Source organism: Spirosoma litoris, assembly GCF_054776755.1.
On sequence record NZ_BAAHBI010000031.1, the window covers coordinates 187,436 to 211,247 of the forward strand.

A 23,812-nucleotide genomic window follows, 5' to 3' on the forward strand; every position below is an offset into this window, starting at 1 on the left:
AAACTGATAAACTCGTTTTTAGTAGCGACTCCAGATTGCCAAATCTTCTAGACGAAACGTATCCCTAACAGCCGCCCAATCATCGTAGGGGTTGTTGTCTGTCTCTGCTAAATGCTTGCCTACCGGTCGTTGATTATGTGTTCGTATGATAAAATTTATGAACAAAAAGCCTACGCGGCTCTTTAATCTGAATGATCGCGCTTGACTAAAGCCTGATTTTGAGATAGGTAGTAGGGCTATTTGGGTAAAGTAAAAGGACTCAACGACACTTTGTTATGGATGATATACGTGTACTGGCAGAAGGCTTACGTTTCCCTGAAGGTCCTGCATTTGATGCTCATGGAAACCTCTGGTGTGTAGAACAGGAAGGCGAAGGGCTATTCTGCCGATATAAGGATGGAAAAACAAACCGAATTCAGACGGGTGGGCGGCCAAATGCATTAGTTTTCAATAGGGGCGACTTATGGTTCTGTGACTCAGGCCAGAACTGTATCCGGCGTTTGCATACAGATGATGATACCATCGAAACGGTGATTAGTCATATCAGTGGCCAACCCCTGAATATGCCTAACGACTTACTGTTCGATGAGCAAAACAATTTAATCGTTACTTGTCCGGGACCGCCCGACGTTGGGCAGCAAGGCTATGTGGTGGTTTATTCGGCCGATGGGCTGGTTGAAATTATTGCCGATGGTTTACTTTACCCCAATGGACTTGCCTTCCATCCAGATAATCAAACGTTACTTATCGCTGAAACGCACCAGCAACGCATCTGGAGTGGTTATTGGGATACGGAGTCATTAAGCTGGGAAACAATTCGGGTTTGGGCCGACGTGATCGATACACCTATAGGTGCATCGATTCCCGGTCCCGATGGCATGACACCCGGCCCCGACGGGAATCTTTATGTTGCTGTGTTTGGAGCGGGTATTATTCGGGTATTCTCGGCGGATGGGAGCTTTGTGCGCGATATTTCATTACCCGGCCAAAATCCCTCGAATTGTGTGTATGATCCGTCGGGAGAGTTGGGATTAGTCGTAACAGAAACTGAAAAAGGGCAACTGTTAAGTATTATATAAGTTCGTATAAGTTCAAGGTTTCATGTTCCATGTTTATCGTAGTCAACTTTAAACATGGAACATGAAACCTTGAACAGCAAACTTAACTTTTCAACTCGGCGATAACCGTGACGCCCCCTTTGGTAACGTCGCCGATTTTAGCCTTAATTTCAGCATCTAAAGGCAGGAATACATCCACCCGCGAACCGAATTTTATAAAGCCAAACTCATCGCCCTGTTTTACGGGTTGTCCCTCTTTCACGTACCAGATAATTCGACGGGCAACCGCACCCGCAATCTGACGAAAAAGTACTTGTACACCGCTTGCGGTTTCAATGACGATCGTCGTGCGCTCGTTTTCTGTGCTTGATTTTGGATGCCAGGCCACCAGATATTTGCCCGGAAAGTACTTGAAATAGCGTACAATGCCTGATACCGGATTACGGTTAACGTGCACGTTGAGGGGAGACATGAAGATGGATACCTGCCGCCGACGATCTTTAAAGTACTCGCCTTCGGTGGTTTCTTCAATAACCACAACTTTGCCATCGGCAGGAGCAATCACCTGCGTGTCGCCCAGCGTGAGTTGCCGGTTTGGAATCCGGAAAAACTGCACAACCAGTATAAACAGAACCAGACTTACTACGGCCAATAAGGTCGTTGCTGTTGGGCTGTCAGAAAACAGGTAGAAATAGGCGAGCAAATTCAGGGCTAGTAAAACCAGACCTGTAGTAAGCATTATTGTATTGCCTTCACGATGTAAGCGCATAGAAAGATGTGTGATATATAATGTATGATGTATTCTTAATGTATCAAGTTCGGGCAAAATTATACATCATACCGTATACATCATACATTTTAAACTAAATCAATAGCCGCCACGGTATTTATAGGTGCTTGCTACTTTATCGATCGCAACAATGTAAGCCGCCAGACGGAGCGGCACCTGATATCGTTGCGAGGTTTCAAATACACGATCAAAAGCATCCTTCATAACACGGTCTGCCCGGCGATTGATCCGGTCTAGTGTCCATTTGTAACCGATCCGGTTTTGTACCCATTCAAAATAGGAGACTGTAACCCCACCGGCATTGGCAAGAATATCAGGTACAACTAATATGCCTTTGCTGTTGATAATCTCGTCGGCACTGGCCGATGTGGGTCCATTGGCGCCTTCTACAATCATTTTAGCCTGAATAGAAGCTGCATTGTCTTCCGTAATGACATCTTCCTTCGCAGCAGGGACTAATACATCGACCGCCAGCGAAAGTAGTTCTTCATTCGAGATGGGTTCCGCTCCGCCAAAACCTTCTAAGGTTCCTTTATTCGAGTTACGATAATTAACCGCTGCCGTGATGTCGATACCACCTTTGTTGTAATACCCTCCTGAGATATCACTTACGGCCACTACTGTTACCCCACGTTCATGGAGTAATTCGGCGGCAAATGAACCAACATTACCAAAGCCTTGAACAGCCGCAGTGGCTCGATATGGGTTCATGCGTAGTTTATCCATCGCCGATAAAGCTGCTACCGTAACTCCACGACCAGTTGCCTCAGTACGGCCCAATGAACCACCCAGTACAAGCGGCTTGCCCGTTACCACATTATTAACGGTCATTCCTTTCGCTTTTGAATATTCATCCACGATCCAGGCCATTTCACGAGGGCCAGTCCCCATATCGGGCGCTGGAATATCACGATCTGGTCCAATAACATCGAGCATAGCGACCGTATATTGTCGAATGAGTCGTTCAATTTCGCCCGCCGACATTTCGCGCGGGTTGCAGGCAATACCACCTTTGGCACCTCCATACGGAATGTCGACAACGGCGCATTTCCAGGTCATCCAGGCTGCCAGCGCACGTACCTCATCGAGGTTTACAGCTGGATCGAGACGGATGCCCCCTTTGGCAGGTCCAAGAATGTTGGAATGAATAACCCGGTAGCCTTCAAACACTTTTATTGTGCCATTATCCATTGTAACCGGTAAGCCTACAATGACCTGCCGGGCTGGCACTTTTAAGATATCGTACATTTCATCTGAAATGCCCACTAATTTGGCCGCAGCATCGAAGCGCGACATCATTGATTCGAGTGGATTCTCTTTATCTTTTATTGGGGCTGGTTCAATATATCCCATGACGTAAGATTAACTTCAGTTTTAAAACAAATTTGATGATGAAGTGTCCCACAAACTTAATAAATCATAGCCTATGTTGTGAAAGGTATATTTTTTCTAAGATTAATATAATGTTAATAAACCAAATGATTCATCACAAATTCTTTTTTTGACCAAAGGGTTCTGTATCAACAGAAAGACAGGACCAAAGATTAGTTTGAGAAACGTTCTAATATCAATTTGATAAAATTTCAGAAAAAAACGATCAATATTAGACGAATCATTGAAATACCGGATACAAAACATTAATTTTGTGGCTGAAACAGAGCACACCATCTAACGTAGGATTTAGCTATGGTTATGGACGAGAAAAAACGGTATTCTGAGGAAGAGCTGAAAGAGTTTGAAGTACTGATTAGTCAGAAGCTCGACGCAACCCGGAGTGAGTTAAATTATATTAAAGAAACGCTTAGCAAACGGAACGACAGTGGTACCGATAACACATCAGGTAACTCTAAACTGCTCGAAGATGGTGCCGATACCAGCGAACGTGAAAATTTGAGCCAGTTAGCTGCTCGGTTGCAGAAGTTTATTCAGCAATTAGACGCTGCTATGGTCCGAATTAAAAACGGAACCTATGGTATTTGTAAGGATACGGGCAAATTGATTCCAAAAGAGCGCTTACGGGCGGTTCCACACACCCAACAAACGATTGAGGCCAAATTGCGTCAGTCACGATAATTGGCTGTTTATGAGACAATTAAGTAAATGATAGAGAACATTGATCTTTAGCATTATCAGATCTTGGTAAGGTCTGATTCATGATTAATAGCAGTATCGAAACAGCTTCGGCACCTAGTGTGCCGAAGCTGTTTTTATTTTTATCGGTTTTTTGAACAAATTGAGCGGTTATTTGTAAATACCGGAGAGCATAATTAATTATTAACGACCATGTTGGAACATCTGGAAGAAATTCGGGAGAATATATTCCGTTATCTGGAAGCCCGTATCGAGCTGTTTACATTAGAAAGTCGGGGTAAACTAGAAGAAGGAGTTGTTGTTGGAATACATGGTATCGTACTGGCGCTGCTCAGTACAATGACGCTTATATTCCTGTTTATTTTACTCGCGGCTTACATAAATCAGCTAACAGACAGTAAGTATCTGGGCTTTTTGATTGTGGCTGGTTTTTTCCTGGTAATGACTATTTTCTGGCTAGCTGCTAAAGATTTCTTTAAAGCAAAAATTCGTGTGGCGGCTTATAGCGCTATTAAAAAGAGCCAGGAGAAGAAAAAAGAGGAAAAAACAGAAGCAGTTGAGGAGTTGATGGCGCAAACTCGTTCGTCGTTAAATGACTCAAATCGTTTTCCCAATTAAACTGGGAAATCTCGTCAAGCTTCTGATAAACAAACAATTAATTCGATAAAGTGTAGCTCCTGTACACATTTACTATAACTAAAATGGAAGATCCTAAAGTGTTATTTGCTGACACAACTGCCCGTCGGGCGCAATTGATGGCTGCTACTGAGCGATTTAAATCATCAATCAACGATGGGGTTGAGTCGATAAAAGAAGATGCAACCGAGGTTGGGAAATCAGCTGTATTTGTCGCGGGTGCCGCTTTAGCCGTATATTTGGTGGTTAATGCTATTCTGCCGAAGTCTGATGAGTACCGGTACGCTGAGAAATATGGCGAACCAGACGAATTTGATGATGAGGATTATGACGATGATGAGGAGCATGGGCAACCGTCGACTCATAAAGTTATCCGGCAGCAAGCAAATAAAGTAAGTAAGTCGGCAGCTGCGAGCGGATTAATTGGAGGGATTATCACCTCTGTATTAACAAATATCGCTCGCGAGCAGCTAACTGGATTTTTAGCCCGCATCCGTACAAATAATGCCATCAATCCAACTGCCGAACCAACACAATATCACGAACGGGCTCCGACCGAGCCTGTTGACTACACTGCGCAATAATAGGCTGTCTGGCCAAAAGGCGATTGGCGTTCTGCTCGACCCCGATAAAATCGAGCAGAACGCTTTAGTTACCTTACTTTCCCGAACAGCTGAGTACCCCATCGACTTTTTTCTGGTTGGTGGAAGTTTAGTGACCGATTATCTGCACAAAGAATTGGTTTCGGTCATTCGTGAGTATACCAACATACCTGTTATCCTGTTTCCAGGAAATCCGCTTCACATTGAACCGTCGGCCGATGCTATCCTATTCCTGTCGTTGATTTCAGGCCGAAATCCGGAGTTTTTAATTGGGCAACATGTTATTGCGGCCCCTTTGCTTAAAAAAAGTGGCCTTGAAATTCTCCCCACAGGCTATATGGTGGTCGATAGTGGTACGCAAACAACCGTATCATATATAAGCGGAACAATGCCATTACCTCACGATAAACCGGGCGTGGCAGCTTGTACAGCGATGGCTGGCGAAATGCTGGGTTTACAACTTATGTATCTGGATGCGGGTAGTGGAGCACGTCGGCCTGTGTCGCCTGAAATGATTGCTGCCGTTCGAGCGGTGGTTGATTTGCCAGTTATCGTTGGCGGAGGTATTAATTCAGGAGAAAAGGCTTATCAGGCTTTAAAAGCTGGCGCCGATATGATTGTTGTTGGAAATGGTATCGAGCAAGACCCCGATCTGTTGCCGCAATTATCAACTGTAGTGCGAGAGTTTAATCAATTAGATGTACGCGCTTAATTCATGAAACGTTTTATTCTTGCAGCACTGTGTTTGACTGGCACGGTTTATATAGCACCATCAGTTTGGTCAACGGCACAGGCTCAAAACCAAAAGGTTTATACCGTACCTGAGCAGCAGCCTGAGTTTCCGGGTGGGAAACCTGCTTTGAGCCTCTATCTGGCCGAAAATATAAAGGTACCGGGGGTATTGGTGCGCAAAAATTACAATACGGGACAGGTAGCTGCCAAATTTATTGTCGATGAGTTAGGCTATGTACACGATGTGCGCGTAGTGACAAAAGCTCTCGACAAAAAAACACAAAAGGGGATGGAAGATTTTATGGCGAGTATTATTACTGCGGTCGAGAAAATGCCCCGTTGGGAGCCCGGTCAAGTGGCTGGTAAGCGTGTCCCCGTGTTTTACACGTTACCAATTGAGGTAAACGTACATTAAAGGGAGAAAGGAGGAGAGGGTAGAAAGGAAAATAATTACAGTCCTTTCCACCCTCTTCTCCTTTCTCCCTCTTTTTATACATTCATCAGCGATTCCCGACGGCGCATTTTGCCAGCTGGAATGCCAAACATCATCTTAAAGCGTCGGCAGAAGTAAGCAGTATCTTTATAGCCAACTTCGGCACCAATAGCCCGAATGCTCTTCTTACTTGTTCGTAGAAGACCAACAGCCGCTTCCATTCGCTGATATTCGATATAATCCTGTGGATTAATACCGGTCAGCATTTTGAAATACTGCCCCACATAATCTTCCGAAACGTTAGCTACGTTAGCCAATACTTTGTTCGAAAGATCACCACCCAGATTTTCTTTGATATAAGCAAAGATGTCGATCAGGCGAGGGTCTTTAAAGTACGTGCTGTTCGTTACCAATTGCTCAACAAACAGGTGGTTCTTCAGAATGTACCGAACAACCTCGATAACGATTTCTTCAGTTTTAATCTTGATGATCCGGCCTTTACCGGCCAGATCGGTCATTTCCTCGGCCAGAATCTGGTCGATGGTAATGGCTAAATGTTCTTCCCGCTTAATAATGAAAGGCGGGACATCAAGTGAGTTGAAGAAGTTAACCGAATCGAATACCTTTGCCTCGAACGATACATAGCCGAATGAGTTCGGTAAATGCCCAATCAATTTTGGGTCATGGTTACCTTCCCAGTACGATTCGCGATGCGTCATGAACTCTTCGTTCGAGACGGTTTTCGGATTTGTTGGATCGCCATAGGTAACGGTAACATGTTTACCGCCCGGAATGAAGAGCATATCACCAACTTCCACCTTTATTTTTTCATCGCCGATCGATACTTCACCACTATATAAAATCAACAATGTATTTTCAACATCGTAGAAGTTTTTAATGGTGATCGGTTGCAAAATCCGAATGTTGCGGGCCTTAATAAACTTTACGCCCAGCGATTCGATAATTTTATTATAGTCTTCCATAGCTGAATGGAGTGTTCCGTAAACATAGGTTTGCACAAAGTTGCACAAAACTAATAATTTGTACAAAACTAATACAACTATAAAAGTTTCCAAAAAATAAAAAAAATAATGCGTATTCGCTTTGAACACGCATTATAGAGTAAGAAAAATTCTATTTTAAGGAGAAATACCCTATCGAATAAGCTCCCGGGCTATCACTAGTTTTTGGATTTCAGATGTACCCTCGTAAATCTGCGTGATTTTGGCATCGCGCATTAATCGCTCCACATGAAATTCTTTTACGTAGCCATAACCGCCGTGAATTTGTACGGCTTCGGTAGTGGCCCACATAGCTATTTCTGAGGCAAATAACTTGGCCATTGCTGCGGCCTGTATGTAGTCTTTATGCTCATCTTTAAGCCGGGCGGCCTTATAAACCAGTAAGCGAGCGGCCTCAATTTTAGTCGCCATCTCCGCTAATTTGAATTGAATAGCCTGATGTTCAAAGATTTGCTTACCAAACGATTTTCGTTCCTGACTATATTTCAGAGCCAACTCATAGGCGCCAGCAGCAATACCCAGGGCTTGGGCGGCAATACCTATCCGGCCTCCGTTCAGGGTGGACATAGCAAACTTGAAACCGAAACCGTCTTCTCCGATACGATTTTCTTTAGGTATTTTTACATCCGTAAACAACAAGGAATGCGTATCTGAGGCTCGAATTCCCATTTTATCTTCTTTTTTGCCGACGACAAAGCCGGTAGTACCTTTCTCGACAATCAGGCAATTGATGCCCCGATGTTTTTTCTCCCGATCCGTTTGGGCGATGACTAAGCAAATACCGGATGAGTTACCATTCGTAATCCAGTTTTTAGTCCCGTTTACCAAATAATAATCCCCTTTATCTTCGGCGGTGGTGGCTTGTGAAGTAGCATCAGAGCCAGCTTCGGGTTCTGACAGGCAAAACGCGCCTAAGGTTTCGCCTGTGGCTAATCGGGTTAAATATTTTTGCTTTTGCTCCTCGGTTCCATAGGCTTCGAGCCCATAACAGACCAGCGAGTTATTGACCGACATAACTACCGAAGCCGAGGCATCGACTTTGGAGATTTCTTCCATGGCCAGCACGTACGAAACCGTATCCATACCGCCACCTCCGTACTCGGGCGAAACCATCATGCCCAGAAAACCCAGTTCGCCCATTTTTTTGACCTGTTCGGCTGGGAAGCGGGCTTCATTGTCACGCTCGACAATACCAGGTAATAACTCATTCTGGGCGAAATCGCGGGCGGCCTCTTTTACCGCCAGGTGCTCTTCCGATAAATTAAAATTCAATCCCTGTAACTCCAGCGATGCCGTTGCCATCTGAATTGTGTTGTTTAAAAGGTTTGTTGTGATTGGCAATAGAACACTGATTTTTATGATGGTGATGATTTTTATAGATGAAAACTTAATTAAATATCACCTCTATAAATCTTGGCTAAATCATATTGATCATTAAAATCTGCGTTCTACCAGTGAGTATTGTAAAGGTAATAAATTGTTGGACAATGGTATGCGTGCATACTATTTATTCGAACAAGAGTGTAATTAGCTCCGCTATACAAGCCGGTTTTTGCTCTCCTTCTATAGTAAAAAAACATTCGGTAATAACCCGGAAGCCTTTGCTTTGGGCCTCTACGCTCTGTAATTGGGCGGTCATTCGCAATTGGCTCCCAACGGGAACGGCGTTTGTAAAACGAACTTTATTGGACCCGTAGTTGATGCCCATCTTCACCGAGTCAATTCGGTAGAGTTCTGTCATTAGCTTGGGCGCCAGTGATAACGTTAAGAAACCGTGCGCAATAGGCGTTTTATAGGGCGATAGTTTGGCCGCTCGTTCGGGATCGGTATGAATCCACTGATGATCGCCGGTGGCTTCTGCAAAGAGATTGACCATTTCCTGTGTGATGGTCATGTATTCGGTTGTGCCGAGGGATTGCCCGGTGTGCGCTGAAAAGTCGGTCAGATTTGCGAAGGTTAGCATGGGTGTTCGGGTTTTTGCAACTTTGCTGGCTATGAGTGAGGCTACTGTTCAAACGTTTGAGCGCGAAGGCAAGGTGATGGCTTACCAAAAATTTGGGACAGGTCCGGCTGTTTTGCTGGCCTTTCATGGTTTTGGGCAGAGCAGCCTAGCTTTTACACCGTTAGAAGCATCGCTGGGTAATCAATTTACCATTTTTGCGATTGATTTATTTTTTCATGGCAAGAGTCAATACACGAGCGACCAGTTACTGACCAAAGCGGACTGGCAAGGGTTTATCGGTGCCTTTCTGGAGGAGCAGCACATCGACCGATTTTCGTTAATGGGCTTTAGTCTGGGTGGTCGTTTTGTTTTAGCGACTGTTGAGGGGTTTTCCGATCGGCTTGATCAACTGTTCTTGCTGGCGCCTGATGGTATTACGCGAAGTCCGTGGTATCAGGTGGCTACAGGATCAAGTGTAGGAAGAAGGCTGTTTCGTTATGTACTCCGGCATTTGTCGATGCTAACGGCCTTTGGCCATACGCTCACCCGACTTGGCTTGCTGAATCGAACGGTTATGCGCTTCGCCGAAATTTCATTGGGTACTCCTGAGCAACGAGCATTAGTGTATAAAAGCTGGACTCAGTTTCGCCTGATTCAGCCAAACCTGACCGTTATCGGTCAGGTATTGAATGAACATAAAGTCCACGTACATTTTTTTACGGGTGCTTTCGATCGAATTGTTCCGGGTACCTACATTCTACCTTTAACAAAACGCCTTCTGCACTACGAACTCACCGTTTTAAAAACAGGCCACAATCATTTAATTGAGTTGGCCGGAGAAGGGCTAAAAGTAAAGGGGGCAATACCTTGACCTAGCGCGAGTATTTACTCGTGCTTTTTAATATGGCGAGCATATGCTCGCATTTATGTGTAGGCACGGGTGAATACCCGCGCCAGACGCCAAGCAGTACCCAACACACTTACTTTAATGACCGCTGAATAACTTGCCACAACCCCGCAATAGAGACGACTATTAAGCCAATAACCACAATTTGGGTCCAGGCACTTTGGTTGGGGTTTTCCAACAGCGTTTTGATCTCATGAGCTTCATGACCAGACCAGATCGCCAGTATTGTTCGGGGAGTCATTCCCAGAAAGCCGCCTAGTAAAATATTTTTGAGCTTTGCTCCCGATAGCGCAAATAACAGGTTCGTCAGACCAAAAGGTAAAATAGGGGAGAGTTTCGCGAAAAAGATAACTTCTAACTCGTTGTTCAAAATTCGGTCGAGCACCGATTGAGCTTTTGGGTTTCGCCGAATAAAGGCTAGAAAACGCTCGTGATCGAGCCAGCGGACGAGCAGGTTGATAAACAGAATTCCGCCGAAATTGATAACGAACAGGGGCAAAACGGCCTGCCATCCCAGAAAATAGCCGAAAATCAGCGCCAGCATGGTTGGGGGTGTTAAGCCTGCTGATGTAATGGCGCAGGCAATTGTAATACCCGCCCATTGCCAGGCTGTAAAACCGGCAATAGCAGCCTCATGAACTACGGAATAGTAGGTCAGTATAGAGGTAAATACAATTGGGGTTACCGATAAGGCGAGACCAGCAAGGGCCGGGCCGGTAAACGATTTAGAAATAGTTAACTTCACACTATATCAAACGGGGAAATGGGGATTGTGGTTTAAACCCTATCCATAGGCTCGGCTCTACATTGTATTCTTCGCTACCTTTGACCATGAAATTCGGAACCAAAGCCATCCATGCCGGTATTGAGCCGGACCCTACTACGGGTGCCATTATGACGCCCATTTATCAAACGTCGACTTATGTTCAGGAGTCGCCGGGTAAGCATAAAGGCTACGAATATGCCCGCACCCAAAATCCAACGCGTACGGTGCTGCAAAATAACCTCGCAGCGCTTGAAAATGGCAAACACGGTATTTGTTATTCGTCGGGACTTGGTGCGACGGATGCCATTTTGAAACTATTTAAGCCTGGTGATGAAATCATTACCAGCAATGATTTATACGGCGGCACCTATCGAATTATGGTTCGGGTGTTTCAGGAATTTGGTCTGAAATTTAAATTCGTCGATCTCTCGAATCCGGCTAATCTGGATGGACTGATTACGCCAGCAACCAAAATGGTCTGGATTGAAACCCCAACCAATCCGTTGCTTCGGCTAGTGGACATTGCGGCTGTTGCGGCCATTACAAAACCACACAACATTAAGCTGGTAGTTGATAATACGTTTGCGTCGCCCTATCTGCAAAACCCGCTTGATCTGGGTGCCGATATTGTGATGCACTCCGTTACGAAATACCTGGGTGGCCATTCCGACACCGTTATGGGCGCTATTGTCCTGAACGATGACGAAACCGCCCAGAAGCTGGCCTTCATTCAAAATGCCTGCGGGGCTGTACCTGGGCCGCAAGACTGCTTTCTGGTATTACGGGGCATCAAAACGCTACATATTCGGATGCAGCGGCATTGCGAGAACGCAATGAAAGTGGCAACGTATTTACAGCAGCATCCTAAAGTAAGCCAGGTTTATTATCCGGGTCTGGAGTCGCACATTGGCCATGAACTGGCGAAAAAACAAATGCGGGGTTTCGGAGGTATGCTGTCGTTTGAGCTTAAGGGCGATTCGATGCCCGAAGCCGTGCGCGTCATGGAAAGCTTCGAGGTATTTTCCCTTGGCGAATCGCTGGGTGGTGTGGAGTCGCTTTGTACGCATCCGGCCAGCATGACCCACGCCAGTATTCCTAAAGAGGAACGGATTAAAAATGGCCTGAAAGACACGCTCATTCGACTCAGCGTTGGTATTGAAGACGTTGAGGATTTGATTCAGGATCTGGAACAGGCCATTGGCTGAGAATAGATTTTAACCACAGAGGGAATGCGCTTCATCTTTACGTTAGTTCTAATTACGCTTCTGAACCCGGCGCTGGCTCAACTGCCAGATGGGTTTGTGCAGCGGCAGGTAGCCCGAAACCTGAATCCTACCACGATCACCTTTTCGCCAGATGGGCGGTTGTTTGTGGTTGATAAAGACGGGAGCATCCGCGAAATTATCAACGATGTATTAGCCTCTGACCCATTCCTGACGCTGACCAATGTTGATACCTACAATGAGCGCGGTTTATCGGGCCTATGCTTCCATCCCGATTTCCCGCGAACGCCTTATCTCTACGTCTACTACACCGTAAAAGGGGCCGAACACAACCGATTGAGCCGGTTTACGGTAGTTAGTGGTGTTCCCGACCCGAAAAGTGAGAAAACTCTACTTGACTTCGATCCACTACTTGGGACAATTCATAATGCGGGTGTATTACGGTTTGGGCCAGATCGGAAATTATACGTGGCCGTAGGGGATGGCTCTAATGCCACTGCTGCCCAAAGTTTAAATAGCCTGTTAGGGAAAGTACTTCGCTTGAATGATGATGGTAGCTTCCCCGCCGATAATCCGTTCGCGAATCAACTGGCGGCCCCGTACAAGGCTATTTATGCACTGGGTTTTCGGAACCCATTTTCGATGGATATTAACCCTGTTTCCGGACAAATACTGGTTGGCGACGTCGGAGGAGATTTGTTCGAAGAAATCGACGTGGTTCAAGCCGGAGGTAATTATGGCTGGCCGTTGATCGAAGGGCGTCGAACCAGTCAGGATGCGCCCAGCAATTACGTAGACCCAATTTATGCCTATAATCACGATTCCGACTGTGCGGTAGCGGGTCTGGCGATTTATAACCCACCCACTGTTCGTTTTCCTGCTGAATACAAAGGACGAGCGTTTTTCGCTGATTACTGCGGAGGAACCATCAAGACATTGGACGTGGCCACTGGCCAGGTAATCAACACGTTCGTATCGGGTATTGATCGGCCTGTTGCACTGGCTACTAGTCCCGACGGGTATCTTTATTACGTGGCTCGAGCTGGGCAAGGTGGAGGTGCTTTGGAAGATAACACCTCAAGCACGAACGGTTCGGTGTATAAAGTCTCATTTTTCGATTCGGGTTTGCCCTATATCAGCCGCCAGTCATCAAGCGCCTTTGTTCCAGTGGGCGAAGCTGTCACGTTTGAAGTAGAAGCCGTTGGTCAGAAACCATTGATTTATACCTGGTACCGAGATGGGAAAGTAATTTCGGGAGCCAATCAGAGTCAATATACCCTAACTAGCCCGACAGTTGCCGATAATGGAGCTACGTTTAGCTGTATCGTCTCGAATGCACTGGGGGCCGATAGCTCGGCGGCTATGTCGCTGCGGGTAGTGCAGGCACAGCGGCCGATTGCCTCTATCAGCCAGCCCGTAAGCAACACGACGTATAGAGCTGGTGATCTGATTACCTTCGCGGGCAGCGCATTGAATGCCAGCCAACAGCCATTAGCCAATGCCAAGTTGACCTGGTGGATTAACTTTCATCACGAAGATCACACACATCCCGCTCTTGATCCTGTTAGCGGTATCTCGACCGGCACATACAGAGTGCCTCGTGTGGGCGAAACCTCTACTGAAGTCTGGTACCGGATACACTTGCTGGTTACCGATGTTTCAGGGCTTACCAATGAGACTTATGTAGATGTGAAACCCGAAATCGCTACGGTTACGATTGGGAGTAGTCTGACAGGTGTTCGAATCTACCTGGAAGGGCAACCCCATCTGGCTGATCTTACGTTTCAGTCTGTAGTTGGAATGCTGCGTAGTCTTGAAACCAAGCCCTATCTGGCTACCTCCGACGGTTTCTTTAAATTTCTGGGCTGGGGAAATAACCAAAATGCACCGCTTATAACCTACGAGGTGCCATCAGGAAGCCCTAACCTGGCGATGAATTATGAGACAATCGCACCACCCAAAGGAAACGGCCTATTAGGTGAGTATTATACCAACAGCAGCGAAATTACCGGAACGCCCACAGTGTCCCGCGTTGATAATACCGTTGATTTTAACTGGGGCCAGGGATCACCTTCTACCTTAATCGGTAACGATAACTTTGTGGTTCGATGGACAGGCAAAGTTCAGGCTCCACTTACCGATACCTATACGTTTTACACGGAAACCGACGATGGGGTTCGCCTTTGGGTGAACAAAAAACTTTTGATTGACCAGTGGGGGTATCAACCCTCCAGCCAATGGTCGGGGCAGGCGAGTTTAGTGGCGGGGCAGCTATACGATATTCAGATGGATTATATCGAAAATGGGGGCTATGCTACGGCGCGGCTCTTTTGGGGTTCCGATCAGTTCGAGAAAGCGATTGTCAGTAAGCCGTACTTATTTAGCCCTCAAGTCATTACTGCTACGACCCCTGAAGCCGAAGGAAGCTTTATCGTATTTCCATCACCCGCTCAGGATCAGGCAACCGTTCGTTATACCGCGCTCATACCTGGGAGTGCCCAGCTGGAAGTGACTGACCTGCTGGGCCGTAGTATCTACGAACGCCCTATTCGATTCGTAACCGGAATAAATGAGTACGCTATTTCGGTAGCTGACTGGCCAGCAGGCTTGTACCAGATTGTTGTACGCCCTGCTAACCAGCCAGCCTTGCACCGTCGATTAGTAGTACACTAAAACCGCATCCGTACGCCAGCCAGGAAATTACGCCCAGCTTGTGGATAGTAGGCGTTGTCGGCTAAGACTTTGCCTTCTGAAATGTACGCGTAGGTGTAGCCGTTCGACTCATAGAGTTCGTTCAGAACGTTGTTGAACAGCAGCGTAAACGCAATTTCCTTCGCGAATTTCGGCTTGATTGTATAAATCAATCGGATATCGTTCGTGAAATAGGAATTTAATTTCCGGCTTTCATTGGATGTATTATCCAGATACTGCTTGCCTACATATTTCGAGAGTAAGCCCAATTCCAGCCCTTTGGCAGGCGTGAACAATAGCTGCGATCCGGCAATAACATTGGGAGAAAACGAAATATCGGTCTGGCTATACTGGCGGCTATCCTGATTGCCGGTGTCGTAGTTATCCAGGTACTCCGTGAAATTCTTAACCTTATTTCGGCTAAACGTAGCGTTCACATTCCAGCGAAGCTGTCTCGCCAAGCGCGCGCCCACTTCAAACTCCAAACCAGCACGATAACTTACTGGGATATTCACCCGATTATAAGCGCCAACATCATTTAACTGCCCAGATAGTACTAACTGGTTCTTGTAGCTCATATAATAGCCATTGACCGAAAAGGCCAATCCCTCTGACTGAACTTTATAACCCGCTTCATAATCGATCAATTGTTCGGCTTTCGGGCGGCTTTCGGGCGTCGATTGGGTGTAATCGTCGCGGTTGGGTTCTCGATGACCGACGCCTACTGAAGCATAAACTGTACTATGATCGCTAATGGTGTATGTCAGTCCCGCTTTCGGATTGAAGAACGTTAAGTTGGCATTCTGCTGGACGTTCTGAAGTTGGCTATTAAAGCCCAGGAATGAGTACCCAACCGTTCGAACCTGTAGATCCAGAAAACCGCTCAATGGGTTGCTGAATTGGTAAAATGCCTTTGCATAAAAGTTGAAATCGGTTTTAATGGCATTGTCGTCGTAGTAATGGTCCCGGATATTGGTATTCCCGGCTACGCGCGCCCAAATGATTTCCCCAAAGTGGGCGCCCTGATACTGGTTCCAGCCTCCACCGAAATTGGCGGTCAGTTTGCCGAAACTGTTGTAATCGAGGGAGAAAACGGTGCCGTAGAAATCATTATCCAACCATTTCCGCCGAATAATATCCGTACTCTTTATCACCGAATCCCCGATGACTACATTGGGCAGATTATACTTGCTGAATGCATCATTCGGCTTTAGTTCTTCATAATAACCTTTGCCTTTGGTATAAAACAAAGACGCATTCAACCGCCAGCTTTTACTTAACCCGAACGAGCTAATTAACTGGTAGTTGTCCTGTTGATAATTGTCCGTCTGATTATCGTAGGTAAACGAGTTATACCGTCGGTTCGTCTTCAGAATATCTTCCGGCACGCCATTCCAGGCCTGATAAGTTTGCTCCGTGCCCGAAAAGATATTTAAACGCACAAAGCTTCTATCCGAGTAGTAGCCGCCTGACAGATAAAACGATTTCAGATTCGAAAAAGCGCGATCAATAAAACCATCGGAGTGAATGCCTGACAAGCGGGCGTCTACAGTAAAATGGTTATTTAATAAACCCGTACCAGCCAATACATTCGCTTTCCGCGTCCCGAACGATCCACCTGACAAATTCACTTCGGCATAGGGCTTCGTTTCGAGTTTATTCGTCTGAATGTTAACCGAGGCTCCAAACGCTCCGGCTCCATTGGTTGAGGTACCAACCCCACGTTGAATCTGAATACTGCTTACCGACGAAGCAAAGTCAGGCATATCCACAAAATAGGTCCCCTGCGATTCGGCGTCGTTATAGGGAATCCCATTAAGCGTAACATTTACCCGTGTGGCATCGGACCCACGGATACGAATACCTGTATACCCCACGCCTGCACCCGCATCCGACGTTGTAACAATCGACGGGGTAAAATTCAGTAGTTGAGGTATATCCTGTCCCAGATTCAGCTTGTCTAAATCCCGACGCGTTACATCTGTATACGCAATAGCCGATTTCTGATTGGCACGCGTGGCGCTAACCACCACTTCATCGACCGCCACTGCCGTTTTGACTAATTTGATAGCAAGGTTTGTTGTTAACGTTGGATCGACTGTTTGATTCTGAGGCTCATACCCCAATAAGGATATGCGTAAAGATAAAGGCCCCTGTTTTAAGCCAGTGAGCCGAAAAGCACCTGAAGCGTTTGTAAACGTGCCTTTGTAAGTACCATCAAGCGTAATGGCTGCGCCAGGTAATGTACCTCCATCGGCATCGCTGACAGTGCCAGAAATAGATAATTGAGCCCATGAAGGCAGTGCTGATAGCCACAGTAGAGCTACGAGAATTGTAAGATAGGTCGTACTTTTTTTCACGACTGAAAACAGTTACGATAGGCAAGGGGCCAAACCTACCTTTGGTTAGAGATAATTGTTTGGACACATTCACAGCTGCTAGCTGCGAATTCATTTCCCTTCGCGGCATTACCCGCGCAGGTTCAATGGGTATAATCTCAGCCCGTTGTGTTGGGGCACCCCTTATTAAGATTAGCGGGGCAAAGTTAATTTAATTTGCGAAACAAGAGGTAAAATCCGTCGTTTGTGTACTTAAAAGCTAGTGTTCGTACCATATTTATGTAGATATGAATGAGTTTGATTTAGTGGTTTTGCAGGAAGATGTTTCAGACGGACAGCTAAAAGCCGGTGATGTTGGCACGATTTTAACTGTGTATAATGGAGGAAAGGCGTTTGAGGTTGAATTTGTCACCTTAACGGGCGAGGCTGTAGCTATCGAAACCTTGTTAGCGCACCAAATTCGGGAGGTTCGGGCGTCGGAAATTATGGCCGTACGCGATATATCGCAATAAGAAGCTCAGAATTCGTAAACTTTTGAGACTTACGCTTTTCCGCAATTATAAATATTTCTAATTTTGCAGTCCAAATTGCAAAAGCATGAGCAAAAAGAATAGTGGCCTGGATTTTCTGGAAGATCCAGACGCATTAGAAGGAAAGTTAGAGGATGTTGGCGATTACTTCCAGCAAAACAAGAATATTGTACTCGGTATTCTCGGTGGTATTGTACTGCTGGTTGCTGGTTTTGTAGGATATCGTTTTTACATCGGTAGCCAGGATGAAACGGCGCAGGTCGAAATGTTTCCGTCGGTTTATCAACTCGAAGCAGACTCACTGAAAAAAGCCTTGAACGGCGATGGCAAATCTCCTGGTTTGCTATCAGTGGCTGATAATTATGGCTCTACACCAGGTGGTAACCTGGCTGAATTTTATGCGGGCGTTGGTTTGCTGAAAGAAGGCAAATACGACGATGCCATTGAGCATTTGAAAAGCTTCAGTTCTTCAGATCTGTTAGTGCAGGCGCGTGCTTATGCCTTGATAGGTGATGCTTATATGGAGAAGAAAAGCTTCGACGAAGCTGCCGACTATTATAGAAAGGCTGCTGATTATAAGTCGAACAAATACTTTACGCCTGGCTATCTTATGAAGCTAGCAGTTGCTTACGAGCAAGCTAAGCAGAACGATAAAGCTATCGAGACGTACAACGAGATTATTGAAAAATACGCTGAATCCGCTGAGGTTGGTAGTGCTAAGAAGTACAAATCCGTACTTGAGGCAACCGTCGGTGAGTCGTAAGCGTACTTGACTAAATCAATACTGCAAAGGACAAAGCCGACATCGGTTTTGTCCTTTTTTGTTGGACTTTTGTCATGCTGACGAAGGAAGCATCTTCGTCAATTGGGTTTAAAGATAATAACCTTTATTGCTTTTCGCGAAGATGCTTCCTTCGTCAGCATGACAAAAAAAATGGCATCTGACTTAAAAAACCTAAGCGTCTTTTCAACAGACGAACTTCCTGATATTAGCGCTCGACGGTTTGCTATTCTGGTTTCAGAGTGGAACACAGAGGTGACTGAAGCCTTATTCGAAGGCGCTTATCAAATCCTGATTCAGCACGGGGCAAAGGCCGAAAACATTATCCGAGGCAATGTGCCGGGTAGCTACGAGTTGAGTTTAGGCGCCCAATGGTTCGCGCAGCGCGATGATATTGATGCGGTAATTGCGCTTGGTTGTGTAATCCAGGGTGAAACCAAACATAACGATTACATAAACCACGCTGTGGCACAGGGCTTGACAAACGTGAGTCTGAAAACAAGCAAACCCGTCATTTTTGGCGTTTTAACCCCTAATGATCAGCAACAAGCGCTTGATCGGGCAGGTGGAAAGCACGGCAACAAAGGCGACGAAGCCGCTATCACGGCGATCAAAATGCTTGGATTACAACAACAGGTATATAGTAAGTTTTAAAAGAGTGAAAGAGTGAATGAGTGAAAGAGCGATTAGTACTGCCCTTTCCTATTCGCTCTTTCACTCATTCACTCTTTCACTCATTAAAAATGCACGTCTGGAAATTTGGCGGTACGTCGGTTGGGAAACCTGAGCGTATGCAGTCGATTCGCAATCTGATTACTGAAGACGATACACGTAAAATCGTCGTCCTGTCAGCTCTGTCTGGCTCTACCAATTCACTTTTGGCCATTGGCGAATCGCTTAAAGCAAATAACGATGCCGATGCAAACGCTAAGATTGATGCCCTCAAAGCGCATTATGACAGCTTTATCGACGAGTTGTATAAAACGACCGATGGTAAAGCGGCTGGGCAGAAAATCGTTGATAATGAATTTTCGTTTATCCGGTCGTTGGTAGGTATTAAACCCTTTACGCTGAAACAGGAGAAAGAATTAGTGGCTGAAGGCGAACTTCTGAGTACGCAGATTTTCCAGGCATTTCTTGTGGAGGAGGGTGTACCATCGACCTTGCTGCCTGCATTGGAATTCATGCGGATTGATGCCGACAACGAGCCAGAAATCCATTTTACGGAAGCGAAATTAGCAGAGATATTACCGTTGCACAGCGATAAGCAGATTATTGTTACGCAAGGGTTTATCTGCCGAAATCCACGTGGCGAAGTCGATAACCTCAAACGGGGTGGTTCCGATTACACCGCTTCGCTGATTGGTGGGGCTATGCGTGCCGAAGAAATTCAGATTTGGACCGATATCGATGGCATGCACAACAATGACCCTCGAATCGTAAAAAATACGTTCCCCGTTCGGGAGCTGACGTTCGACGAAGCAGCTGAATTAGCGTATTTCGGGGCTAAAATTCTGCACCCCTCTACCATTACACCGGCGCGGATGTTTGGTGTGCCCGTTCGTCTGAAAAACACGATGGACCCGAGTGCACCGGGGACGCTGATTGCCGACCGGACTTCTAGCCAAGTGTTTAAAGCCATTGCGGCTAAAGACGGCATCACGGCCTTGTACATTCACTCGACCCGTATGCTGAACGCCTATGGTTTCCTGCGTCGAATTTTCGAGATTTTCGAGAAGTACAAAACGCCGGTCGATATGATAACCACATCCGAAGTTTCGGTATCGGTTACGATCGATAATACGGAGCGGATTCAGGAAATTACGGATGAACTGAATACATTCTGCACACTCGAAGAGCCTGATTTCGACCAAACGATTATTTGTATCGTAGGTAATTTTAGCGCTGATAATGAGGGTGTTGCCGTTCGGGTTTTCAATGCCATGAGAAACATTCCGATTCGGATGATTTCCTATGGTGGTACAGAAAGTAACCTATCATTGCTTGTGCATGGTCGTTACAAAGCCGATGCATTGAACGCACTGAACGACGAACTTTTTGCTAACAAGTAGTTGGCTACTAACTATTGACTAAACTTATTGGCGCTTTCACTGGAAGCGCCAAGTTTCAAATACGACAATGCTTCAGCTTCAATTTATCCGCGAGAATAAAGAAACAACGTTAGCTGGCCTTCGCAAACGGAATTTTGCCAACGCCGAGACCGCCGTTGATCAGGTACTCACGCTCGACCAGAAACGACGCGATACCCAACGTGAACTGGATGATGTGTTAGCGCAATCCAACGCGAAAGCCGGTCAAATTGGCGCGTTGATGAAAGCTGGTGATAAAGCTGCTGCCGATGCTGCCAAAGCTGAAACGGCCGATTTAAAAGCGCGGTCAAAAGATCTTGGCGATGCACTCCGGCAAACTGAATCGGATTTGCAGGCGGTACTCGTAACCATTCCTAATATTCCGCATAGTAGTGTTCCTGAAGGCCGCACGCCTGAAGATAACGAAGTTGTGCTGGAACATGGTGAGAAACCGACGCTGCATGAAAAGGCGCAACCCCACTGGGAATTGATTAAGAAGTACGACATTATCGATTTCGAATTAGGCGTCAAGATCTCAGGAGCGGGTTTTCCAGTCTACAAGGGCAAAGGCGCACGGATTCAGCGGGCAATGATTAACTTCTTCCTGGACGAAGCCCTAAAAGCGGGCTACATGGAAGTACAACCGCCGATTGTCGTCAACGAAGACTCAGGTTTCGGAACGGGACAATTGCCAGACAAAGAAGGGCAGATGTACTACGTAACGGAAGATAAGTTATACCTGATTCCAACGGCCGAAGTGCCTATTACAAACATCTACCGCGATGTTATTCTACCGGAAAACCAACTACCCGTTAAAAACGTTGGTTATACCCCCTGTTTCCGTCGTGAAGCAGGCTCATGGGGTGCCCATGTTCGTGGCCTGAACCGGCTACACCAGTTCGACAAGGTTGAAATTGTTCGGATCGAGAAACCCGAGAACTCGTATACCGCTCTCGAAGAAATGAGCTTACATGTACAGGGCTTATTGCAAAAACTAGAACTTCCTTATCGGGTTCTACGGCTTTGCGGAGGGGATATGGGCTTCACATCGGCGCTTACGTACGATATGGAAGTGTGGTCGGCTGCTCAACAGCGCTGGCTGGAGGTTAGCTCAGTTTCTAATTTCGAAACCTACCAGGCAAATCGGCTTAAACTCCGTTCTAAGCTGGAGGGCAAGATGCAGTTGATGCATACCCTGAATGGTTCAGCGTTAGCGCTTCCACGTATTCTGGCATCGATTCTGGAGAATAATCAAACGCCAGAAGGTATCCGCATTCCGAAAGTGCTGGTGCCGTATTGCGGGTTTGAAACAATTGAGTAGTATCTCTGACTGTAATAAAACAAAAACGCTTTCTTATTTCTGTCATTCCGACGTCAGGAGGAATCTCAACGCCCCTCGTAAGTCAAGCTTGAGATTCCTCCTGACGTCGGAATGACAGAAAGCAACCCCATATTTCTTGATAAAGAAGCTCTTATACAGCATTGGTATAATTTCGTGCGATTAGGCCTTAACAGTCGCAGGAGTAATTACCGTAACCAGGATAATTCGGGGATAATTTGCCCGAAACACTCACAACACGATCAAGAGGTATGGTTTCGCCAGTAGCCAGTTCGAGCCAGTCAGCACCGTTCTCGTGGAGAAGTTGCTTAATCATGACATCGGCTTTGATAAACTCACTCAAATCGGTCAGGTACTCAAGACGCACGAATTTGCCGGGAATAATAGCGGCTCGGAAATCGGTTTCAGAAGGAATAAAGTCGGAGGCAATCAGGTTCGTTTCCATATTCTAACAACAATCCTAAAATGCGAAACGTGCCCCAATCCTAGATCGGAGCACGTTTCGTTTCTTTGTCATCCTGACGTATTAATAGCCAGCTGTTTCCAGTTGTTTCTGTAGCTCGCGCAGAATCGTTTCTTTCATCGCGATTTTGCGTTTCTGCGTATTGATTTTATTCAGAATCTGCTTGTCAGCATCATTGTTTGGGTCAAGCCCGTCAGCATCCTGCAAGGCAAACTGCAAGTCGTTCTTCTCGCGTTTAACGAGATATTCCATCTCCCGAATTTTCGTCCGAATCTGCTCCGATTGGCTTTTAAGCTCAAACGCAGGATATTTCCGAGTCAGGACACGGCCAAGATAGCTTAGCTCGAAAATTTTGTCGCAGGCTGCCCGGAAACGTTCGTTAACAACTTTGTCCTGTAATTTGAACGGCACCCGAATCTCTTTCCAGGCATTGAGTAGCACTTTTGCTCGCTCAGCAGCGGCAAAAATGTCGGATTGTTTGGACAGTTTCTCCACTTCATCGGCCATTTTCATTTGAGCCTCAATCCGTGGATCAATTTTGGGTACCAGTACAATGCCCTTCGCGTCGTTATACTTCGCATAGAACATGGTTGTGGCTTTCTTGAACTGCTTATACAGTTTTCCACTTTTCTTGATCGGCACTTCACCAACCGCCTTCCAGGCATTGTTCAGTCGCCGAACCTCTTGAAAGGCCGCATCCAGATCGCCCAATCGATTGGCACGGAAGGCTAATCGAATCAGCTCATCATACTTATCCAGGCGTTCCTGAATAACTTTGTTTTGCTCGTTGAAGAACTCCCGTCGGCGTTGAAAAAAGCCATCCAGTAGTTCCTGAAACCGTCCTTCTACTTCCTCCTCTACCGATTTGTCAACCGGGCCAGTTTTAATCCATTTCGTCTTGATCTCCTGAAGTTCATCAGCTGTTGTTCGCCAGTCAGTACTGTCGACAATGGCTTCGGCTTCAGCGATCAGAGCCCGCTTAATGTCATAATTCTTGCGTTGGTTGACCGTAATCAAATCGGCCAATAACTTTTCCTGCTCGTCCAGACGGTCGAGTAGGGGAGGGAAATCTCCTAATGCATCAAATCCAAGCAGTTTCTTGCGGAGTTGAACCAGCTTTGTCAGGTACGAGCCTTTGTTCTGTGCCTCGTCAATGTCTTTCTCTAACTGACTGACTTTGTTCTCTGCAATGATGAAGCGATTTTTAAAATAATCGAGCGCTTCCTGCTCGGTGCGTTTGACTTCGCCGATTTGGCGGTCTTCGTAATTCAGGTAGCCTTTCAAAAATACCTTTCCGTCTTTGACGTAACCGTATTCATCTACCAGTGAAGCGTTTTCCATTACTGTGCTTGGTTAAGGCTGCGCTGTGGGTTAATT

General features: G+C 46.1%; 23 protein-coding genes. 14 read left to right on the top strand and 9 right to left on the bottom strand.

Annotated elements, in window-relative coordinates; all coding sequences use genetic code 11:
• Positions 1 to 275: 275 nt before the first annotated feature.
• On the top strand, positions 276 to 1,079 hold the full coding sequence (locus tag ACYVGR_RS18470; protein WP_460959321.1) for an SMP-30/gluconolactonase/LRE family protein: 804 nt from the start codon (positions 276 to 278) through the stop codon (positions 1,077 to 1,079).
• 82 nt (positions 1,080 to 1,161) lie between these two features.
• Here ACYVGR_RS18470 and ACYVGR_RS18475 read toward each other — a convergent pair whose 3' ends face one another.
• Positions 1,162 to 1,827, bottom strand: coding sequence for a phosphatidylserine decarboxylase family protein (locus ACYVGR_RS18475; RefSeq protein WP_460959323.1), 666 nt, complete (start codon positions 1,825 to 1,827; stop codon positions 1,162 to 1,164).
• Between the two features lie 99 nt (positions 1,828 to 1,926).
• Entirely contained in the window at positions 1,927 to 3,201 is a 1,275-nt protein-coding gene (locus ACYVGR_RS18480) for a Glu/Leu/Phe/Val family dehydrogenase (protein WP_460959325.1), read from the bottom strand.
• Positions 3,202 to 3,534: 333 nt separating this feature from the next.
• Here ACYVGR_RS18480 and ACYVGR_RS18485 point away from each other — a divergent pair, with 333 nt between their 5' ends.
• The 5 genes from ACYVGR_RS18485 (at position 3,535) to ACYVGR_RS18505 (ending at position 6,324) form a co-directional block, all read left to right on the top strand.
• Entirely contained in the window at positions 3,535 to 3,921 is a 387-nt protein-coding gene (locus ACYVGR_RS18485; protein WP_182459643.1) for a TraR/DksA family transcriptional regulator, read from the top strand.
• Between the two features lie 210 nt (positions 3,922 to 4,131).
• A complete protein-coding gene (locus ACYVGR_RS18490; protein ID WP_460959327.1) occupies positions 4,132 to 4,557 on the top strand; it encodes a phage holin family protein in 426 nt (141 codons plus the stop codon).
• Positions 4,558 to 4,640: 83 nt separating this feature from the next.
• Positions 4,641 to 5,159: a hypothetical protein gene (locus ACYVGR_RS18495; protein WP_460959329.1), complete on the top strand. Its 519-nt coding sequence runs from the start codon at positions 4,641 to 4,643 to the stop codon at positions 5,157 to 5,159.
• Entirely contained in the window at positions 5,080 to 5,889 is an 810-nt protein-coding gene (locus ACYVGR_RS18500) for a phosphoglycerol geranylgeranyltransferase (protein WP_460959331.1), read from the top strand. Before ACYVGR_RS18495 ends, ACYVGR_RS18500 begins: the two co-directional genes overlap by 80 nt.
• A 3-nt stretch (positions 5,890 to 5,892) precedes the next feature.
• Positions 5,893 to 6,324, top strand: a complete 432-nt coding sequence (locus tag ACYVGR_RS18505; protein ID WP_460959333.1) for an energy transducer TonB — start codon at positions 5,893 to 5,895, stop codon at positions 6,322 to 6,324.
• 74 nt (positions 6,325 to 6,398) lie between these two features.
• On the opposite strand, the gene ACYVGR_RS18510 is transcribed toward ACYVGR_RS18505, so the two are convergent.
• The 3 genes from ACYVGR_RS18510 to ACYVGR_RS18520 form a co-directional block, all read right to left on the bottom strand.
• The gene (locus tag ACYVGR_RS18510; protein WP_182459648.1) at positions 6,399 to 7,325 is read right to left on the bottom strand and encodes an AraC family transcriptional regulator; all 927 of its coding nucleotides are present in this window, start codon (positions 7,323 to 7,325) and stop codon (positions 6,399 to 6,401) included.
• Positions 7,326 to 7,496: 171 nt separating this feature from the next.
• A complete protein-coding gene (locus ACYVGR_RS18515; RefSeq protein ID WP_460959336.1) occupies positions 7,497 to 8,666 on the bottom strand; it encodes an acyl-CoA dehydrogenase in 1,170 nt (389 codons plus the stop codon).
• Positions 8,667 to 8,871: 205 nt separating this feature from the next.
• Positions 8,872 to 9,327, bottom strand: a complete 456-nt coding sequence (locus ACYVGR_RS18520; protein ID WP_460959338.1) for a MaoC family dehydratase — start codon at positions 9,325 to 9,327, stop codon at positions 8,872 to 8,874.
• A 31-nt stretch (positions 9,328 to 9,358) separates the two neighbouring features.
• Here ACYVGR_RS18520 and ACYVGR_RS18525 point away from each other — a divergent pair, with 31 nt between their 5' ends.
• Complete coding sequence (locus ACYVGR_RS18525) at positions 9,359 to 10,177, top strand: alpha/beta fold hydrolase (protein ID WP_460959340.1); 819 nt, start codon at positions 9,359 to 9,361, stop codon at positions 10,175 to 10,177.
• Between the two features lie 109 nt (positions 10,178 to 10,286).
• Here ACYVGR_RS18525 and ACYVGR_RS18530 read toward each other — a convergent pair whose 3' ends face one another.
• Entirely contained in the window at positions 10,287 to 10,958 is a 672-nt protein-coding gene (locus ACYVGR_RS18530; RefSeq protein ID WP_460959342.1) for a TVP38/TMEM64 family protein, read from the bottom strand.
• Positions 10,959 to 11,044: 86 nt separating this feature from the next.
• Between ACYVGR_RS18530 and ACYVGR_RS18535 the strand changes: the two genes are divergently transcribed.
• Together ACYVGR_RS18535 and ACYVGR_RS18540 are read left to right on the top strand one after the other, a co-directional pair.
• On the top strand, positions 11,045 to 12,184 hold the full coding sequence (locus ACYVGR_RS18535; RefSeq protein WP_460959345.1) for a cystathionine gamma-synthase: 1,140 nt from the start codon (positions 11,045 to 11,047) through the stop codon (positions 12,182 to 12,184).
• A 24-nt stretch (positions 12,185 to 12,208) separates the two neighbouring features.
• Positions 12,209 to 14,875 (top strand): PQQ-dependent sugar dehydrogenase, encoded by a 2,667-nt coding sequence (locus ACYVGR_RS18540; protein ID WP_460959347.1) that lies wholly within the window; start codon positions 12,209 to 12,211, stop codon positions 14,873 to 14,875.
• On the opposite strand, the gene ACYVGR_RS18545 is transcribed toward ACYVGR_RS18540, so the two are convergent.
• Positions 14,872 to 17,253: a TonB-dependent receptor gene (locus ACYVGR_RS18545; RefSeq protein WP_460959349.1), complete on the bottom strand. Its 2,382-nt coding sequence runs from the start codon at positions 17,251 to 17,253 to the stop codon at positions 14,872 to 14,874. The two genes, ACYVGR_RS18540 and ACYVGR_RS18545, sit on opposite strands and share 4 nt — an antisense overlap.
• 266 nt (positions 17,254 to 17,519) lie before the next feature.
• Here ACYVGR_RS18545 and ACYVGR_RS18550 point away from each other — a divergent pair, with 266 nt between their 5' ends.
• The 5 genes from ACYVGR_RS18550 to serS all read left to right on the top strand — a co-directional run bounded on the left by ACYVGR_RS18550 (position 17,520) and on the right by serS (position 21,954).
• Entirely contained in the window at positions 17,520 to 17,744 is a 225-nt protein-coding gene (locus ACYVGR_RS18550; RefSeq protein WP_182459657.1) for a DUF4926 domain-containing protein, read from the top strand.
• Between the two features lie 85 nt (positions 17,745 to 17,829).
• Complete coding sequence (locus ACYVGR_RS18555) at positions 17,830 to 18,525, top strand: tetratricopeptide repeat protein (RefSeq protein WP_460959351.1); 696 nt, start codon at positions 17,830 to 17,832, stop codon at positions 18,523 to 18,525.
• 171 nt (positions 18,526 to 18,696) lie between these two features.
• Positions 18,697 to 19,197 carry a 6,7-dimethyl-8-ribityllumazine synthase gene (gene ribH, locus ACYVGR_RS18560; protein ID WP_460959353.1) on the top strand — a complete coding sequence of 167 codons (501 nt, stop codon included), beginning with the start codon at positions 18,697 to 18,699 and terminating at the stop codon, positions 19,195 to 19,197.
• Between the two features lie 89 nt (positions 19,198 to 19,286).
• Entirely contained in the window at positions 19,287 to 20,615 is a 1,329-nt protein-coding gene (locus tag ACYVGR_RS18565) for an aspartate kinase (protein ID WP_460959355.1), read from the top strand.
• Between the two features lie 67 nt (positions 20,616 to 20,682).
• Positions 20,683 to 21,954 (top strand): serine--tRNA ligase, encoded by a 1,272-nt coding sequence (gene serS / locus ACYVGR_RS18570; RefSeq protein ID WP_460959356.1) that lies wholly within the window; start codon positions 20,683 to 20,685, stop codon positions 21,952 to 21,954.
• A gap of 187 nt (positions 21,955 to 22,141) precedes the next feature.
• Here the strand turns inward: serS and ACYVGR_RS18575 are convergent, their stop codons facing one another.
• Positions 22,142 to 22,417, bottom strand: a complete 276-nt coding sequence (locus ACYVGR_RS18575; RefSeq protein ID WP_460959358.1) for a hypothetical protein — start codon at positions 22,415 to 22,417, stop codon at positions 22,142 to 22,144.
• Positions 22,418 to 22,498: 81 nt separating this feature from the next.
• The gene (locus ACYVGR_RS18580) at positions 22,499 to 23,776 is read right to left on the bottom strand and encodes a DUF349 domain-containing protein (RefSeq protein WP_460959360.1); all 1,278 of its coding nucleotides are present in this window, start codon (positions 23,774 to 23,776) and stop codon (positions 22,499 to 22,501) included.
• Between the last annotated feature and the right edge of the window lie 36 nt (positions 23,777 to 23,812).